Origin of the sequence: Corynebacterium pseudopelargi, assembly GCF_003814005.1 — a bacterium.
GTDB lineage: Bacteria > Actinomycetota > Actinomycetes > Mycobacteriales > Mycobacteriaceae > Corynebacterium > Corynebacterium pseudopelargi.
Map to the genome: position 1 here is coordinate 1,205,227 of NZ_CP033898.1, position 14,112 is coordinate 1,219,338.

Here is a 14,112-nt window from a genome sequence, read left to right on the forward strand (position 1 = left end):
GGCTGTTTCCACTGAAGAAAGCACAGCGCGCTATTTCGCCGCCGAACCTGGCCAGCCAGGGTATTCCGGCGGCGTTCCTCCTTGTTCGGGGCAGTATTCGTGAAAAGAACACCATCCGCACAAGGCATTCTTTGTTGCCTCAAACTCGCCGCTTTGACCGTCGCGTTCGATCTTTGCCCACAGCTCAAGCAAGTCGCGTTCGAAATACTCCAGCTCTTCCTTGCTGGGCTGCATGTATAAAGAGTCGCACACCTTGAGATACATCAGCCGGAGCTGGTGCGGAATAACTCCGTAGAGGCGCCAATACACCAGGGCGTAAAAGCGCATCTGGAATTTGGCATCACCTGCGTATTGGGGCTTTGGTTTCTTGCCCGTTTTATAGTCCACCACGCGCACCTGCCCGGTTGGTGCTACGTCGATACGGTCGATAAAGCCGCGAACCGGTACTCCATTGGGCAAAGTGGTGTTAACAAATTGTTCCCGCGAGCGCGGATCGAAACCCAGGGGGTTTTCCATCTCGAAATAGCCGCGCAATAGCGTGCGGCACTCGATCAAGAAATCCAGCAATACATCCTCCGGCACGAGCTCGGCTAAGGCTTCGTCCTTCTCGATCATCTCTGCCCAACGAGGCTTGAGCATCTTCACCGCTTTGGGGTAGGTGCGCTCGGGTTTGGGAAGCTCGAAGAGATCTTCTAGCACTTTGTGCACCAACGTGCCTTTGACCTGCGCAACGGTTTTCGGCTCCGGGATTTTGTCAATGGCTTTTAGCCGGTATTGCAAGGGACAACGCTGGTAGTCGGAAGCCCTCGACGGTGACAAGGCAATGCGCATGGTTCGGCTCATAGGTTTCATCATGGTACAGGCCTGCACGGACTGAAAGTGAGCAGCGCTAGGCTAAAGACCATGACTGCACAAGCACAGGCATACGCTGATCAATTCTTAGAACTAGTGCAAGCCTCTCCAAGCTCCTATCACGCAGCAGCAACTGGCATTGCACTATTGAAGGAAGCCGGCTTCGAGGCACAAGAGCAAGACAAGCCCTGGGCTTCAAAGCCCGGACGCTATTTTCTCCACCGTGGCGGAGCGCTCATTGCCTGGGTAGTACCGGAGCACGCCGGGCCTACTACTCCTTTTCGTATCCTCGGATCACACACCGATTCACCTGGATTAAAGCTCAAAGTCCATGGCGATATTCAAGCTGAGGGCTGGCAACAAGCCGCAGTAGAAATCTACGGCGGCCCGATCCTCGCTTCGTGGTTCGATCGTGATTTGTGCCTTGCCGGAAGGATCGTGTTGCGCGATGGCAGCACCAAGCTTGTGCGCACAGATGCACTTTTGCGAGTACCACACCTTGCCATCCACCTCGACCCTGAGGCCAATAAAGAGCTCAAACTTGACCGACAGCGCCACATGCAGCCGGTGTTTTCCGTAGGCCAAACTGACCACAGCATCCTTGCAGAGGTGGCCCAGGCTGCCGGTGTCGAGGAGAAGCAGATTTTAAGCCATGATCTGATCACCTGCGATACTCAGCCTGGCCAGCGCATCGGCGCTGACCGCAATTTGATCGCTTCAGGCAGGCTCGATAACTTAGCCAGCTTCTTTCCTAACCTCGATGCGCTCATTGCGGCGGCTGATCAGCCTGGCGATGCCATCATGGTCGCTGCCGCCTTCGATCACGAAGAAGTCGGCTCCCAAACCACCACCGGTGCAGCAGGGCCATTGCTCGGAGAGGTTTTAGAGCGCATCCTTTTTGGCCTTGGGGCAGACTTTGAGCAACAGCGACGCTCCTTTGCCGCGTCGAGCTGTGTATCGGCCGATGTTGCCCACGCGATTCATCCGAACTATTCGGACAAACACGACAAAGTGAATTTCCCAGCCATGGGCGAAGGCCCCGTGATTAAAAGCAATGCGGTGCAGCGCTACGCCACCGATGCGCAAACACAGGCCTTGTGGTTGCACGCATCTGAGAAGGCCAAGGTGGCATCACAGGTGTACGTGGGCAAAAACAGCGTCCCTTGCGGTCAGACCATCGGGCCGATCACGGCAACGCGCCTGGGCATCGACACCGTTGATGTGGGTATCCCGATTCTTTCCATGCACTCGGCAAGAGAGCTTGCGCACTGCCAGGATCTGCTGGCGTTTTCGCAGGTAGCACGAGCCTATCTGGTAGGTTAATCGCTCATGGCTTATTCAGGACCTTTCCAACCCGGCGACCGCGTTCAGCTCACCGACCCAAAGCGTAGGCATGCCACCATCACGCTGCGCGAAGGCGAGCAATATTTCACCCACAAGGGCGCGATCCACCACGACGACATCATCGGCCAAGAAGAAGGCACCGTGGTGAAGTCCGAGCAGGGCTACGAGTACCTTTGTTTCCGCCACCTCTTGGTAGATCACGTGCTTTCTATGCCCCGTGGTGCGGCGGTGATTTATCCGAAGGACTCAGCACAGATTCTGGTGGAAGGTGATATCTTCCCCGGCGCGCGTGTGCTGGAGGCCGGCGCGGGTTCCGGTGCGCTTTCGATGATGCTGTTGCGAGCAGTCGGTACTGAAGGCGAGGTGTTTTCCTATGAGATCCGCGAAGATCACCTGGAATTCGCCGAGAAGAACGTTGAGTGGTACTTCGAGGGCAAGCCGGAGAACTGGCACCCGAGGCTTGGCGATGTCAACGAGGTAACTCGCCAGGATCTCGATGGTCCGGTCGATAGGATCATCTTGGACATGCTCGCGCCTTGGGAGTGCCTCGATACTGCCTCGAAGCTTTTGCAGCCCGGTGGTGTGCTGATGACCTATGTGGCGACCGTGCCGCAGTTGATGAAGGTGATGGAAGGCATTCGCGAGCTGCAGTGCTTTACCGAGCCGCGCGCTTGGGAATCGCTTGTTCGTGATTGGCGCGTAGAAGGGCTTGCCACGAGGCCTGAGCACCGTATGAATGCGCACACGGCTTTCCTTGTGTGGGCACGCAGGCTTGCCGACGGCGTCACGCCTCCAAGGCCACAGCGTAAGGCTCGGCGCTAGTCCACCGAACCTTAAACAGTGTTCAAGTTAGGCATACATTAGAGTAATTCGCATGGAACATTCCGGGGCAGAGGCAACAGGCGTTCAAGAGCTGAAGTCAGAGCTGGCGCGCGCAAATATGGCGCAAGCACGACTGTCTGAGCGCAATACCAAACTTGCCGAATTGCTCAAGGCCACTCGCGATAAGCTCCAGTTGCTTCAGCAGCAGCTCGAAGAGCTTGCCGAGCCGCCTTCGACCTACGGCATTCTTTTAGAGTGGCATAGCCGTGCGGGCACGGCGGAGGTATTTACCGCCAATAGGCGCATGCGCCTGCGGGTTTCACCCCAGGTAGAAGGTGCACAGCTCATCCCCGGTGTGCAGGTACGCCTGGGCGAGGCCAGCCAGGTGGTAGAGGTGTGCGGCTTTGTTCATACCGGCGAGCTGGCCACCTTGGTGGAAGATCTAGGAGATCGGCGCGTGCTTGTTGCCGACCACAACGGCGAAGAGCATGTTGTGGCACTTGCAGGCCCCCTTGGCACCGATGGCACCCGCCGTCCACGCGCTGGCGATACGCTGCTGGTTGATCTACGCGCTGGTTTTTGTTTCGAGGTCATCCCCAAAACCGAGGTGGCCAAGCTGGCGTTGGAAGAAATTCCCGATGTCACGTATCAGCACATCGGCGGCCTGGATGCTCAAATCGAGCAGATCCAAGACGCAGTGGAACTGCCCTTTAGCCACCCGGAGCTCTACCGAGAATATTCTTTGCGCCCGCCTAAAGGCGTGTTGCTCTATGGCCCTCCCGGCTGTGGCAAGACATTGATTGCCAAGGCTGTTGCCCATTCGCTTTCTCAGCGCATTGGTGGTTCTGGTGCCAGCTACTTTATTAACGTCAAAGGCCCTGAGCTGCTGAATAAATTTGTGGGCGAAACGGAACGCCGGATTCGTTTGATCTTCGAACGCGCTCGGGAATTGGCAGAAGAAGGCCGCCCGGTGATTGTGTTCTTTGATGAGATGGAGTCCATCTTTAGAACCCGAGGCAGCGGCGTGAGCTCGGATATGGAAACCACGGTGGTGCCCCAATTGCTGGCTGAGCTCGACGGCGTTGAAAGCCTGAGCAATGTCATCGTCGTAGGCGCTACCAACCGCGAGGAATTGATCGATCCCGCAATTTTGCGCCCTGGCCGCCTCGACGTAAAAATTCGCGTCGAACGCCCCGATCAAGCAGCAGCCCGCGATATTTTAAGCAAGCACCTCGATCAGAGCATCCCAGTCGATGGAGCCTATGCCGATGATCTTCCGGGTCTTATCGAGCAAGTGGCCGCCTACCTTTTTGCCGATAACCCCTTCGTGCGCTTGCGTTTCGACGACGGACGCTGCCAAGTGCTGCACTATCGCGACTTCGCCTCTGGTGCGATGCTGGCCAATATCGTTGACCGCGCTAAGAAATCAGCCATTAAAGATCAGATCCGCGGGAGCAGCAGCGGTATCAGCTTTGAGCACCTCCGCGATGCCGTGGATGCGGAAAACCGAGAAAACGAAGACTTGCCCAATACCGCGAACCCTGAACAGTGGGGCAGGTTGCTTACTAAGGGCATGACTCGCGGCCGCAGAATCATTGCGGTTGATGTGCTCGCAGGAAAGGATCCTTGCTATGGCCAATAGCGCTCGGGTAATCGGTGCAGAAACCGAGTACGGCATCGTCACCCCAACTCAGCCTGCGTTAAGCCCCATCGTGAGCTCCACGCATGCCGTGGTGGCTTATGCCTTGGCCCATAACCGATCCCAGGTGGCGCCGCGTTGGGATTTCAGCGAAGAATCCCCGCTGAAAGATTCCCGCGGATTCGATCTTCGCCGCTATCACACCGTGCCAAGTATTGACCCGCATGCCATCGGCGTGGCCAATGCCATGTTGGGCAATGGTGGCCGTTTTTATGTCGACCACGCGCACCCAGAGTATTCGGCACCTGAGGTGACTTCTGCTGTTGACGCGGCTCGTTACGATGCCGCGGGTGATCTGTTTTTGCTTCAAGCAGCAGCGCTACTCAAAGACTATGAGGCCGAAGGCAAGTCCGTGCTGCAAGGCCACGATCCTTGTGGCGAGGTGAAGTTCTACAAAAACAACGTCGACGGAAAAGGCGCAAGTTATGGCGCCCATGAGAACTACTCCTATCACCGCAGCACGCCTTTTGATCAGCTTGCTGCCGCGTTGATTCCCTTCTTCGTGGCGCGCCAGGTGTTCATTGGCGCAGGGCGCATGGGTAAAGGGCCGCGTGGCGAGCGCCCAGGGTTTCAGATCTCTCAGCGTGCTGATTATATTGAGCAAGAAATTTCGCTTGAGACCACGATGAACCGCGGGATTATCAATACCCGCGATGAATCCCACACCACCGAGGATTTTGCCAGGCTCCACGTGATTATCGGCGATGCCAACATGTCGCACACCTCGATGCTGTTGAAGTACGGCATGACCTCCTTGGTGCTCAACGCCATTGAACAAGGCGTGGACTTTAGCGATGTGCGCATGAACAATCCGGTAGCCGAGGTCACCGCCGTTTCTTATGACCCAAGCCTGCAACACCGCATTAGTTTGGCTGATGGCAGTACTAAGACGGCGCTGGAAATCCTGGATATCTACCGCCAGCGTGTGCAGGCCAGCAATGATGATGAAACGCTCGTGCTCAAGGTTTGGGATGAGGTGCGCCAAGCGCTTGAAGCTGGCCCCTTAGGCGCAGCGCATCTGCTTGATTGGTGCGCTAAGTATGCGCTGGTGCAAAACTACATCGCCAGAGGCGTGGCAGAAGATGATCCGAAATTGGCGTTGATTGATCTGCAGTACGCCGATATTGATCCAGCAAAATCGCTCTACCACGCCCTCGTGCGCAAAAACAGGATGCGCACATTGTTTAGTACGGAGCAATTACAGCAGGCTGCGGCCCAACCACCGCAAAGCACCAGGGCGTGGATGCGGGGCAACGCCGTGGCGTATCTCGATGTGCAGGCGGCGTCGTGGGAAAGGCTCACCATTGGCAATACCACCGTGCGTATCGCCTCGCTTTTGCACCCCAATGCCCAAGACTGCCAGGCGATTGATTTTCAGGCGCAACCAGATGCTCAGGCATTGCTTGAACTACGAGGTGTTGAAGCCGTAGAGCCTTCGGGTGAGCGACTACACTAAGGCGAGCGAAGAAAGGAAGTAAAATATGGGCGGATCACAGGTATATTCCACCGGTGGCGGCAAGGACGAAGATTCATCGGTTGAGGCCCAAGCAGGCCAAGTGCAGATCAACACCGAAGGCGTTGATGATCTGCTCGACGAGATCGACGGCCTGCTAGAAAACAACGCCGAGGAGTTTGTTCGCTCCTATGTGCAAAAAGGTGGGCAATAAGCCATGAGCCAGCAGGTATTCGCTCGGCGCGTCACCGGCGTAGAAACCGAATACGGCATCACCTGCGTGCACGATGGTGGGGGAAAACGCCTGCCCGCCGAAGAAATCGCGCGCTATATGTTTAGACCGGTCGTGGATACGTGGTCGAGCTCCAATGTGTTTTTAGAAAATGGTGCTCGTCTTTACCTCGACGTGGGAAGCCACCCCGAAGTCGCGACCGCCGAATGCGACACCCTCGCTGGCCTTATTGCCCAAGAACGCGCCGGGGATCGTATCGTGAACGATCTAGCGGCAAAAGCAGAAGCCAAACTCGCCAACGAGTCCATCGGCGGCAGGGTGTATCTGCTCAAAAATAACCTCGACTCTTTTGGCAACTCCTATGGCTGCCATGAAAATTATCTGGTTGGCCGCTCGGCGGTATTAAAAACCCTCGGCCAGCAACTGCTGCCTTTTCTAATTACCCGCCAGCTCATTTGCGGTGCAGGCAGCATTCAAGATGGCCGCTTCCAAATCTCTCAGCGCGCCGATCATGTGTGGGAGGGCGTTTCTAGTGCCACCACGCGCTCTCGTCCGATTATTAATACCCGCGATGAACCGCACGCGGATTCTCATCGTTTCCGCCGGCTGCACGTGATCGTGGGTGATTCCAATATGTCGGAAACGTCCATGGCACTGAAGGTGGGTGCCACCCAGCTTGTGCTGGAGATGATTGAAGCCGGTATCGCTTTGCCGGTGCAAGCCCTGGCACAGGAGATGCAAGCGATCCGCGATATTAGCCGCGATACAACCGGGGCAGTGGCGGTACAGCTCTCGGATGGATCCCAGCTCAGCGCATTAGCAATCCAGCGTCGTTATTGCCACGCCGCCCACGATTGGCTCGAACAGCGCCCCGATGAGGGCACCCCTACCGAGCAGATGCGCAAGGTCGTCGCGTTGTGGGCCAAGGTGCTCGATGCGATTGAGGCCGGCGATCTCGATGCGATCAGCACCGAGGTGGATTGGGCCATCAAGTTGAAGCTATTGCGGCAATTCCAGCAGCGCCTTGGCCTTGAGCCGGAAGATTTTAGCCATCCCAAGCTCCAGCAGATCGACCTGGCCTATCACGATATTCGCCCTGGCCGCGGACTTTTCCTTGCACTTGAAGCCAAAGGGGCGCTGGCGCGTTGGATCGATGACGCAGCAATTGAGCGCGCCATGACTACGCCGCCAAGCACCACCCGCGCGGCACTTCGCGGGGCGTTTCTTAGCCAGGCCCAGGAACTTTCTGCCCCGGTTGCTTGCGATTGGCTCAGGCTCAAGGTGCTCAGGCCAGAGCCACAGATTGTCGAGCTCTCGGATCCTTTGCAAGCCCACAGCGATCAGGTAGCAAGCCTGCTGGAATATATGCGCACCCATCACGGATCAAAGGCCGAAGATGGCAGCCAAGCACACTAGCGCCAAGGCCAAAAATCAGGCGGTGGCCGAGCGCGTGCTCAACCTTTTGGCCACCTTGGACCATCACGCCAAACACCAGGGTGGGCCGGTGGATTCCACCTGGTTGATCGAGCGGCTGCCGGTGTATCAGCAGCAGCAAGATCCCGCCCGCAGGTTGTATTTGGATGTGTTGCTGCTGATTAAAGCTGGTGCTCCGATCGAGGTGTTAAGCGAATCCGGCAGGGCGCATCAATACCGGCTCAACGATGCCGATGTCCACGGCGAGGCCATTGCCTTTAGCCGCGAAGAAGCCCAGGTGATCGCCCTTGCTGCAAAGCTAGGGACCGGTACCCATATCGCTGCATTATCGCGTGCCGGCTGGACCAAGATTGCCGCAGCCCAGGAGCATTTAACCCAAGCAAGTCCCTTGCAGGCTTTTGGCGACGATGCTGCCATTAGTGGCGAGGATTATGAGCGGATCTTGCAGGCGTTTAGCAAAGATAGCGCGTTGAGTTTTCTCTACCGACGCAATCCCAACGACCCAGCCGTTGAAAGAACCTTGGAGCCTTGGCACATCATCGCGGTAAAAGATCGCCACTATTTGGTGGGCTTTGATCTTGATAGGCAGGCCCCCAGGAGTTTCCGCATGACTCGGATAAGCCAGGTGCGTCGAAAAGCTCAAAGCAGAACACACCCGGTGCCAAGCAGGCAGGAAGCCGCCCAAATCTTGCAAAGCCTCCTGCGCCAGCAACGAAGCACCACCACCGCGTATTTTCGCTCCACTACCTCCAACGCTTTAAGCGAGAAAGCCCTGCGCGAAGACGGGTTATTCAAGCTTGTCGACGCCGACCGTGATGAACTTATCCGCCAAGCAGCAGCGCTGGCGCCCGAAGTGGTCATTGTTAAGCCAGAAGACGTGCGCCAAGAAGTCATCGCACTGCTAAGAAGTGCTTACCAAAATCACAGCCAACTGCAAGGGGAGCAGCCATGACCTCGCCGCAATCAACGCACCGCTCTGGCAAATTGGCGGATCTCGTGCGCGTGCTGAACCTCGTGCAGTATTGGCAGCAGCACCCCGGTGTGGCTTTAAGTACTGCCGCTGCTGATTTAGGCGTGGATATAGCCCAGCTCAAAGAGGATAGCTACCTGCTTACTACCTGTGGGTTTGGCCAATATCCGGATGAGCTTTTTGATCTGAAGGTGGAAAACCGTGGGGTAGAGGTGATCAATGATCTCGGTCTGAATACCCCCTTGCGGCTGACCTCGCTTGAGGCTGGATCTTTGCTCTTGGCCTTGCAAACCCTGCAGCAGATGCCCGGCATGGCCCCGAGCGAGGTGGTCCAGTCGGTCTCGGAAAAGCTGCGGCGCTACTTAGGCAATGCCGATGCGGGCTTTGATATCTCTGCCCTGGATCAACCGCTGGAAAATAATGACGTGCTCGCTGCGATTAATCAGGCGCTTGAGCAAAAACGTCAACTGAGCTTCCAGTATCAAAACGCCATTGGGAACATCAAACAGCACCAGGTCAGCGTGGCAGCAGTGTTGAGCGCCAAAGGTGCCACCTATATCAAGGCCTATGTGGCAGATGCCGGCACGCACCTGACATTTCGTACCGATAGGATGCACGAGGTTGCGCTCAGCGATGCCAAAGCCACCCCGCATCTGAGCTTGGAAAGCGCACGTTTTGCCCCTGAAGATCCCTTCGGGTTGCAGGCAGTGCAGCAGCGCGCCGAGTTGAGTGTGTTGCCGGAGGCTGCGTGGATCTTGGATCAGATCGAGACGATCGATGTGAGCTACGAAGACCTCATTCACATCACCGTGCCGGTGGCTTCGGCGGAGTGGTTGGAGCGTTTTGTGTTGAGTAATGCCGACCGTGCGTGGGTTGAATCTCCGACACAGCTTGGCCAATCGCTTGCCCAACGCGCGCTCGATGGGCTCAACGCGTATGATGAACAACCATAAACGCGCCAAAAAAGGTGCGTTGTAGCAACAACGTCGATCTGCACTCAAGGCAGAAAGGAAGCCGGCATGTCAATCGGCCCCATGGAAATTGCGATTATCGTCTTGCTCTTTGTGCTCCTCTTCGGCGCAAAGAAGCTGCCCGATGCAGCACGTTCGATTGGCCGCTCGGCCCGCATCTTCAAGTCGGAGATGAAGGAAATGAGCAACGACGACGAGCGCTATGAGGCACAACAGCGCCAAATCGATGCCCCCGCTCCCAGCCAGCAGCAGCCCCAGGTGCAGCCTCCTCAGGCACAACAGGTGCAACAGCCCCAGAATCAGCACCCTTACCAGCAATAAGAATCACCGCAGCGCCTACGTAGCAACACTTGCTACGTAGTGCGCTCTTGGGCTGCCCGCCATCAGCACGAGCGATGGCGAGGAGCTTTTTGCAACAGCAACGCGAAAAGAGAAGATGAGCACCGGCGAAGGTTCCCAGGCAACGCGCACACGGCGAAAGGTGGGCAAGCGCAAAGCAAAGCGCAACCCCCAAGCCGATATGTCTTTGGTGGAACACCTCCAAGAACTTCGCACCCGTGTGGTGCGCGCACTGATTGCCATCGCACTTGGCACCGTGCTTGGCTTTATCTGGTACCAGCAATCCTTTGGCCCCATCCCATCGCTGGGCGATATTTTGCGCGGCCCCTATTGTTCGCTGCCGGATTATTACCGCGCTGATCTTTCTAATGATGGCGAATGTCGCCTGATCGCCACCGCACCCTTTGAGATGTTCATGCTGCGCCTTAAAGTAGGCGCGCTTGCCGGCATCGTCTTTTCTTCACCGGTGTGGCTCTGGCAGATCTGGGGCTTTGTGGCACCCGGCATGCTTAAAAACGAACGCCGCATCAGCATGATCTTTTTAAGCATCGCGGTGGCACTGTTCGTGCTTGGCACCGTGATTGCGTATTGGGTTATCTCCATTGGCCTGGAAGTCTTGCTCAGCATGGGCCGCGATGTGCAGATCACGGCACTCTCAGGTGCCCTGTACTTTAAGTTCCTGCTGAACTCGCTAGTCATCTTCGGCATCAGCTTCGAGGTGCCACTCTTTGTGGTGGCCTTGAACATGGTGGGCGTATTGCACTACGAGGCCGTGAAGGGCAAGCGCCGCTTTATCATGATGACGCTGTTTGTGCTGGCAGCCATCGTCACTCCAGGCCAAGACATGGTGGGCATGACGGTGCTTGGTGGTGCACTCTCGCTGCTAGTAGAGCTTTCCTTCCAGTTCATGCGCTTTAACGACAAACGCCGCAAGGTCCATCGCCCCGAGTGGATGGATGTTGACGATGATGAATCCACCCCGCTTGATGCCGATTCCAGCTACGTTGGTCCATCCGGCAGCGTGGGTGCCTCAGGCCCAATCGGCCCATCTGGCCCGGTTGCGTCCTCCGGGAGCATCTATGGTTCTGGTTCGGTGCAAAGCTCTGGCCCCATTGCCGCACCAAGTGGCATTGGAAAGCCCAGTAGCACCAAGGAAGGCACTTCAAGCCTGCAGGATCGCAGCGATTTCGACGACGTGATCTAACTTCTTCTGCCATCACCTTGTAGCCTTAAGGGCATCATGGCTACACACCTCGAGCAATTCCAAGCCCGCCAGTCTTTCCCCCTCGATCCTTTCCAATTTCGCGCCTGTGAGGCAATCGAAGATGATCGAGGGGTCTTAGTCTGCGCACCCACCGGCGCAGGCAAAACCATCGTGGGCGAATTTGCCGTCTACCTCGCCCTTGCCCGAGGCACGAAGTGCTTTTATACCACCCCAATTAAGGCACTAAGCAACCAAAAATTCCATGACTTGGTAGAAGTCCATGGCGAGGAAAACGTAGGCCTGCTTACCGGCGATGTCTCCATCAACCACGACGCCGATGTAGTGGTGATGACCACCGAGGTGCTGCGCAACATGCTTTATGCGCAATCAAGCACCCTGGATCGCTTGAGCCATGTGGTGATGGACGAGATCCACTTCCTTGCAGATCGTTCCCGTGGCGCGGTGTGGGAAGAAGCGATCTTAAACCTCGACGAACATGTCCGGGTGATCGGCCTTTCAGCCACAGTGAGTAACTCAGAGGAATTCGGGCGTTGGCTAAATACCGTTCGCGGCGATACGGAAGTGATCGTCGATGAGCATCGACCCATCCCTCTTCGGCAGTGGATGATGGTGGGAAGGCGCGTACACCCACTGTTTGAAGAGGGCACCCCTTCCGATGTGAACGAGCGCTTAGTTTCGCATATCCAGCGCATTGAAGGCGATGATCTCAAGCGCGCGTCCAGCGGGGGATTCCGTGCCCGCAGTGGCGCAAAAGCCCAGCATTCTTCACGCAGCGGTGCCCCAAGGCGCCAAGATCGCTATCGGCCATTAGGTAGGCCAGAGGTGCTGGATATTTTGCAGGAACAAGACATGTTGCCTGCCATTACCTTCATTTTCTCCCGCGCTGGCTGCGACGCGGCGCTGCATCAATGCCTGCGATCTCACCTGGTGCTCACCAGTGAAGAAGAAGCCAAGCTCATTGGGGAGATCGTGGATGAAGGCGTCGCCGAGATCCCCGAGGCTGATCTAAAGGTGCTGGGATTTCGCCAGTGGAAGGCGGCACTACAGCGCGGGTTCGCCGCGCACCATGCCGGGATGTTGCCGGCGTTTCGCCATGTGGTGGAAGCCTTGTTCGTCCAAGGCCTCGTGCGAGCGGTATTCGCCACCGAAACCTTAGCGCTTGGCATTAATATGCCTGCGCGCACCGTGGTGCTAGAAAAGCTGGTCAAATACGATGGCGAAGGCCATGTTGATCTCACCCCAGGCCAGTACACCCAATTAACCGGGCGCGCCGGTAGGCGAGGCATCGATACCATCGGCAACGCCGTGGTGTTGTGGTCGCCTGCCATGGATCCACGCCAGGTAGCCGGACTAGCATCCACCAGGACCTATCCTCTGAATTCCACCTTCGCCCCTGGCTACAACATGTCGGTGAACCTATTAAAGTCCATCGGTTTTGATGCAGCACATCGCCTTATTGATATGTCCTTTGCACAATTCCAGGCCGATGGTTCCGTGGTGGGCGAGGTGCGCGCCTTAGAGCAAGCCAAGCAGCTTCAGGCTCAAGGCCGCGACACACTCCTTGCACTGGTAGAGCGGCTTTCGCCACCAAGCCAGCAGCCCTTGGAAGATTTGGTCGAGTACGTAGAAATCCGCCAGCGCTTAAGTGCTGAGGAAAAGCGTGCTCACCGCCAGGCCAAAGAGGATCGCACCCTTGAGGTGCGCAAGGTGCTTGCATCAGTACAGCTTGGCGACGTCCTCGCCTTACCTGCCAAACGTCGCCCACCACTTGCCGTTGTGGTCCAACCTGCCAAGAGCCAAAAAGATCCTCGCCCCTTGGTTGTTGTAGAAGACGGTTGGGCTGGGCGCTTGGATCTTGGGCAATTCGCAGTACCACCGGTGGTGGTCGGCCAAATGCGTGTGCCAAGGCCAGTGGTGGCAAAACCGAAAAAGCATGCGCAGATGGCAGCGAAGGCCTTGGCTAAATTCCAATCGCAACGCCCCAAGAGCTTAAAACTCACCCCGAGGCATCGCCCCAATGCGGCACAAAAGCGCCTGCGCGAGCAGATGAAAGCCCATCCGGTGCATCACTGGGCGGATCGAGAAACCTTCGTGCGAGAAGCCGATACCTATGCCACTGCCACGAAGAAGATCAAGGCCTTAGACGCCGCCATTGCCGGGGCAACCGATAGCCTTGGCCAACAATTCGACCGGATCTTAGGGCTATTGACCTACCTGGACTATGTCGAGCTGGATCAAGGCGAACCCCAAGTCAGCGACGAGGGCGAACGCCTGGCCAAGATCCACAGCGAATCCGATTTGCTGGTGGCCCAGTGCCTGAAGCGCGGGATCTGGAATGAGCTGGATCCAGCAGAACTCGCCGGTGTGGTGAGCATGTGCACCTTTGAAACGCGCAGGGAAACCAGGGGAGAACCCGAAGCGGCGACCGAGGCTATGGCGCTGGCGATGAACAACACCGTGCGCTTGTGGGAAGAGCTCAGCGTGGATGAACGAGCCCATAAGCTGCCTATTTCTAAAGAACCAGACCCGGGCTTTGCCCTGGCACTACACCAATGGACCTCCGGTGCCCCTTTGGGCTACTGCATCCAGGCTGCCGCGGCCTCTGGTGCCGAGCTTTCCCCAGGTGATTTTGTGCGCCAAGCACGCCAGGTGGTTGACCTGCTTGAGCAGGTAAGAAAAACGGCCTACACCAATGATGTACAGCGTTGTGCTAGGCAAGCCATTGATGCCATTCGGCGCGGAGTGGTTGCCATCGGTGCCTGATGCGATGG

The 14,112-nt window shown here is 56.9% G+C and carries 12 protein-coding genes; 11 read left to right on the forward strand and 1 reads right to left on the reverse strand.

The annotated features are described in order from the left end of the window. Window positions 1-30 precede the first annotated feature (30 nt). A complete protein-coding gene (locus CPPEL_RS05680) occupies window positions 31-852 on the reverse strand; it encodes a RecB family exonuclease (protein WP_123961242.1) in 822 nt (273 codons plus the stop codon). Window positions 853-903: 51 nt separating this feature from the next. On the opposite strand from CPPEL_RS05680, the gene CPPEL_RS05685 reads away from it, so the two are divergent. From CPPEL_RS05685 to CPPEL_RS05735, 11 genes are all read left to right on the forward strand, one after another. Beyond that, complete coding sequence (locus CPPEL_RS05685) at window positions 904-2,175, forward strand: M18 family aminopeptidase (RefSeq protein WP_123960224.1); 1,272 nt, start codon at window positions 904-906, stop codon at window positions 2,173-2,175. 6 nt (window positions 2,176-2,181) lie between these two features. Beyond that, a complete protein-coding gene (locus CPPEL_RS05690) occupies window positions 2,182-3,018 on the forward strand; it encodes a tRNA (adenine-N1)-methyltransferase (RefSeq protein WP_123960225.1) in 837 nt (278 codons plus the stop codon). A 52-nt stretch (window positions 3,019-3,070) separates the two neighbouring features. Continuing rightward, complete coding sequence (gene arc, locus CPPEL_RS05695; protein ID WP_206608916.1) at window positions 3,071-4,660, forward strand: proteasome ATPase; 1,590 nt, start codon at window positions 3,071-3,073, stop codon at window positions 4,658-4,660. After that, window positions 4,650-6,173, forward strand: coding sequence for a depupylase/deamidase Dop (gene dop, locus CPPEL_RS05700; protein ID WP_123960226.1), 1,524 nt, complete (start codon window positions 4,650-4,652; stop codon window positions 6,171-6,173). Before arc ends, dop begins: the two co-directional genes overlap by 11 nt. 25 nt (window positions 6,174-6,198) lie before the next feature. Then, entirely contained in the window at window positions 6,199-6,384 is a 186-nt protein-coding gene (locus CPPEL_RS05705) for a ubiquitin-like protein Pup (protein WP_123960227.1), read from the forward strand. A gap of 3 nt (window positions 6,385-6,387) precedes the next feature. After that, window positions 6,388-7,818 (forward strand): Pup--protein ligase, encoded by a 1,431-nt coding sequence (gene pafA / locus CPPEL_RS05710; RefSeq protein ID WP_123960228.1) that lies wholly within the window; start codon window positions 6,388-6,390, stop codon window positions 7,816-7,818. Continuing rightward, complete coding sequence (locus CPPEL_RS05715) at window positions 7,799-8,788, forward strand: helix-turn-helix transcriptional regulator (protein ID WP_123960229.1); 990 nt, start codon at window positions 7,799-7,801, stop codon at window positions 8,786-8,788. The genes pafA and CPPEL_RS05715 overlap by 20 nt, the downstream gene beginning before the upstream one ends. After that, window positions 8,785-9,759: a WYL domain-containing transcriptional regulator gene (locus CPPEL_RS05720; RefSeq protein WP_123960230.1), complete on the forward strand. Its 975-nt coding sequence runs from the start codon at window positions 8,785-8,787 to the stop codon at window positions 9,757-9,759. The genes CPPEL_RS05715 and CPPEL_RS05720 overlap by 4 nt, the downstream gene beginning before the upstream one ends. A gap of 66 nt (window positions 9,760-9,825) precedes the next feature. Continuing rightward, window positions 9,826-10,098: a Sec-independent protein translocase subunit TatA gene (gene tatA / locus CPPEL_RS05725; protein ID WP_123960231.1), complete on the forward strand. Its 273-nt coding sequence runs from the start codon at window positions 9,826-9,828 to the stop codon at window positions 10,096-10,098. Window positions 10,099-10,213: 115 nt separating this feature from the next. After that, window positions 10,214-11,320, forward strand: coding sequence for a twin-arginine translocase subunit TatC (gene tatC / locus CPPEL_RS05730; RefSeq protein ID WP_123960232.1), 1,107 nt, complete (start codon window positions 10,214-10,216; stop codon window positions 11,318-11,320). Window positions 11,321-11,356: 36 nt separating this feature from the next. Beyond that, complete coding sequence (locus CPPEL_RS05735; protein WP_123960233.1) at window positions 11,357-14,104, forward strand: DEAD/DEAH box helicase; 2,748 nt, start codon at window positions 11,357-11,359, stop codon at window positions 14,102-14,104. Window positions 14,105-14,112 lie beyond the last annotated feature (8 nt).

Bases quoted from the DNA above. Each gene is read 5' to 3' on its own strand.
- CPPEL_RS05680 (WP_123961242.1), bottom strand. From the start codon at position 852: ATGAAACCTATGAGCCGAACCATGCGCATTGCCTTGTCACCGTCGAGG.
- CPPEL_RS05685 (WP_123960224.1), top strand. From the start codon at position 904: ATGACTGCACAAGCACAGGCATACGCTGATCAATTCTTAGAACTAGTG.
- CPPEL_RS05690 (WP_123960225.1), top strand. From the start codon at position 2,182: ATGGCTTATTCAGGACCTTTCCAACCCGGCGACCGCGTTCAGCTCACC.
- arc (WP_206608916.1), top strand. From the start codon at position 3,071: ATGGAACATTCCGGGGCAGAGGCAACAGGCGTTCAAGAGCTGAAGTCA.
- dop (WP_123960226.1), top strand. From the start codon at position 4,650: ATGGCCAATAGCGCTCGGGTAATCGGTGCAGAAACCGAGTACGGCATC.
- CPPEL_RS05705 (WP_123960227.1), top strand. From the start codon at position 6,199: ATGGGCGGATCACAGGTATATTCCACCGGTGGCGGCAAGGACGAAGAT.
- pafA (WP_123960228.1), top strand. From the start codon at position 6,388: ATGAGCCAGCAGGTATTCGCTCGGCGCGTCACCGGCGTAGAAACCGAA.
- CPPEL_RS05715 (WP_123960229.1), top strand. From the start codon at position 7,799: ATGGCAGCCAAGCACACTAGCGCCAAGGCCAAAAATCAGGCGGTGGCC.
- CPPEL_RS05720 (WP_123960230.1), top strand. From the start codon at position 8,785: ATGACCTCGCCGCAATCAACGCACCGCTCTGGCAAATTGGCGGATCTC.
- tatA (WP_123960231.1), top strand. From the start codon at position 9,826: ATGTCAATCGGCCCCATGGAAATTGCGATTATCGTCTTGCTCTTTGTG.
- tatC (WP_123960232.1), top strand. From the start codon at position 10,214: ATGAGCACCGGCGAAGGTTCCCAGGCAACGCGCACACGGCGAAAGGTG.
- CPPEL_RS05735 (WP_123960233.1), top strand. From the start codon at position 11,357: ATGGCTACACACCTCGAGCAATTCCAAGCCCGCCAGTCTTTCCCCCTC.